Source organism: Streptomyces sp. SolWspMP-5a-2, assembly GCF_900091845.1.
GTDB classification, from domain to species: Bacteria; Actinomycetota; Actinomycetes; order Streptomycetales; family Streptomycetaceae; genus Streptomyces; species Streptomyces doudnae.
The window spans coordinates 1-2,304 of the sequence record NZ_FMCI01000290.1; the positions used below are offsets into that span (position 1 = coordinate 1).

At 57.4% G+C, this 2,304-nt stretch carries 1 protein-coding gene and 1 pseudogene; one reads left to right on the forward strand and one right to left on the reverse strand.

What is annotated here, in order from left to right; all coding sequences use genetic code 11:
- Positions 1-420: pseudogene (locus GA0115242_RS41970) on the reverse strand (DUF4158 domain-containing protein); the annotation flags it as partial.
- Positions 421-1,049: 629 nt separating this feature from the next.
- On the opposite strand from GA0115242_RS41970, the gene GA0115242_RS29010 reads away from it, so the two are divergent.
- On the forward strand, positions 1,050-1,781 hold the full coding sequence (locus GA0115242_RS29010; RefSeq protein ID WP_237549369.1) for a YceI family protein: 732 nt from the start codon (positions 1,050-1,052) through the stop codon (positions 1,779-1,781).
- Positions 1,782-2,304 lie beyond the last annotated feature (523 nt).

Genomic DNA, 2,304 nt, shown 5'->3' on the forward strand with positions numbered 1-2,304 from the left:
GTCTAAACAGCGCCACCGCCCCTCGGCGTGCGTCCACGCCTGCCCGTGCAGGAACGTCCCGCGACCACTCCACATCGTCGCACTCGCGATACTCGTAGGCGTCCCTGATCTCCCACGCGTGCTCGTACGCCGTCTTGGGCCGCTCGGTATACCGCTTCACCACCGACGCGTCCTCGATGTCGAACTGCGCGGCCAGGTGCTCGACCACCGGCCACGGCGCATAGAGCGGATCGTCCTGTAGCGCACCGTGCACATCTGGAGCGCGAAACCAAGCTGGTGGTGCGCGGAGCGGCGCCGCGCGATCAGATCGCGGTCGACGTCGTCCAAGAAGAAGAACCGCTCCAACTCGGGGCGGGTCGGCTCCTCGGCGAACTTCCCGTACGCCTCGGCTTGCTCATCAGTCAGAAACTCCACCGGCACAGCCGGACCGTAGCAAGCGGCGCTACCCGCCCTGCGGCCATTCACTTGAAATCCACAACATGATTCATGACCTGCACCCAAATGGCCATTCCGCGCGCTTTCAGTGAAGCCTCACGCTGCATTTATTCGCAACGTAGGCTTTTGGTTACTCTCGGCTCCTTTTTGCGAAGAGTGCACACACCGAGGGCAAGTGATCCGCGCGCAAGATTTTCCACTTCCGCCACATCCGCACACTTCAAGCAACCGCTTTCCCTGTGCCTCCCAAACGCGACATCCGCACACCGCTACATGTGTTTAGATCTCGGCACTGAAGCGAAACAAAGGCACCATCACAGGATAGGACATACCCCCCTCCGTGGTCAATATTGTCATTTAGTTTACACCTTTAATAAAAGGCTACCAAAGGCAGCCACGCTTCCGAACAGTAGACCAAAAATGCATTTGGAGTAGCAATGGGGCTTTTCTCGTCAACTAGACGGCGAGCGCACTCGAAAATAGAGGCTCTGACAGCTCCCACAAGGGTCCCACTAACGGCTGGGGTGCTTGCCCTTGATGTACGTCTCGCCAATGGGCACCCGGCCGATGCGGCAAATATAACGATAGCCGCCCAGCATACCCAGGCAGTAGTCATGAGAGGACAGACGGATCCGTTCGGAACACTCACTGCTGGGCTGCCAGTCGGTGGCTACTCGATCACCATCAATAAGGACGGGATGATGCCTATATCAATCCCTGCAAAAATAGACGTAGGCAAAAGGTCCGTTGTCGAAGCAAATTTGACAAGCGTGGACCCCATAACTCCTCCCAGGGAGGGGTTTTGGGTCTTCGACCCACCGCATACAGGGGTTCGCTTCGCCGCGCGCCACGTCGGAATTGGTACCGTACACGGCCGGTTTGCAAATTTCTCCGGCAGTGCATACATTTCAGACAATCCGGAAAACTCTCACGTTGAATTCTCTATCGAAGCGTCCAGTATTGACACTGGAAACAGAACTCGCGACCGCCACCTACGGTCTGCCGACTTCCTCGACTGTGAAAAATACCCGCACATTCAATTTGTCGGAAGCCAATTCAAACGCAGAGGAAATGCACACTGGGCTATAAACGGAAGTCTTTCGATTCGAGACGTCAGCCGCACCGTGAACCTCGAAATGGAGTACCTTGGTTCACTCAATGGCGGGTATGGAGAGGAGTTGCGCTGCGCCGCACGGGCCACAACTGAATTGCATCGGGAAGACTACACTTTGGACTGGAACAACATGTTAGCTCGAGGAATTGCCATAGTTGGCCCGACCATAAAGATCGAACTAGACGTGCAGTTGATGTTCCGATGTGATGAAACTCCAACTCCGCCCGACTAAAATACTGATCGGCTCCTACAGTTAGGAGTTCCCCTATGGATCAACTAATCGCTTCTTGATATATCGTTGGCTTGCGCCCAGTGCAAGCATCGAGCCGCTGCTGCCGGATCGGACACGAGTGGTGGCGTGAGCATCTGCCGATGATCACGCCACCACGTTCAAGGGCCGCGCCGGGACGCCGTGGATGGGGCTGCCGGAGCACTTCGGCTCCTTGGAGGGGGGACCAAAAAGTCGCCTGCGGAAATGGGGCGTCAACGGCCCGTGGTAAAGATGTTCGCCTCCCTGCCCGCCCGAGCAGATGCCGACTCGATCCGACGCGGGTCGTCGTGGTGACTTCACCACGTCCTTACCCGTCAGCTCGCCGGCCGAGGCCCGTAAATGAGGCCCCGGCAACGTGTCGGACCACTGCGCCCTTGACGGTCCCATAGTGAGCTGACTACCAAGTAGCAAATTCGCCGCAGACAGCCGCTGCGGGCCACTTCCTTTTTTCCCCCGGCCAGGCCGATAACAACGGCTAACACAA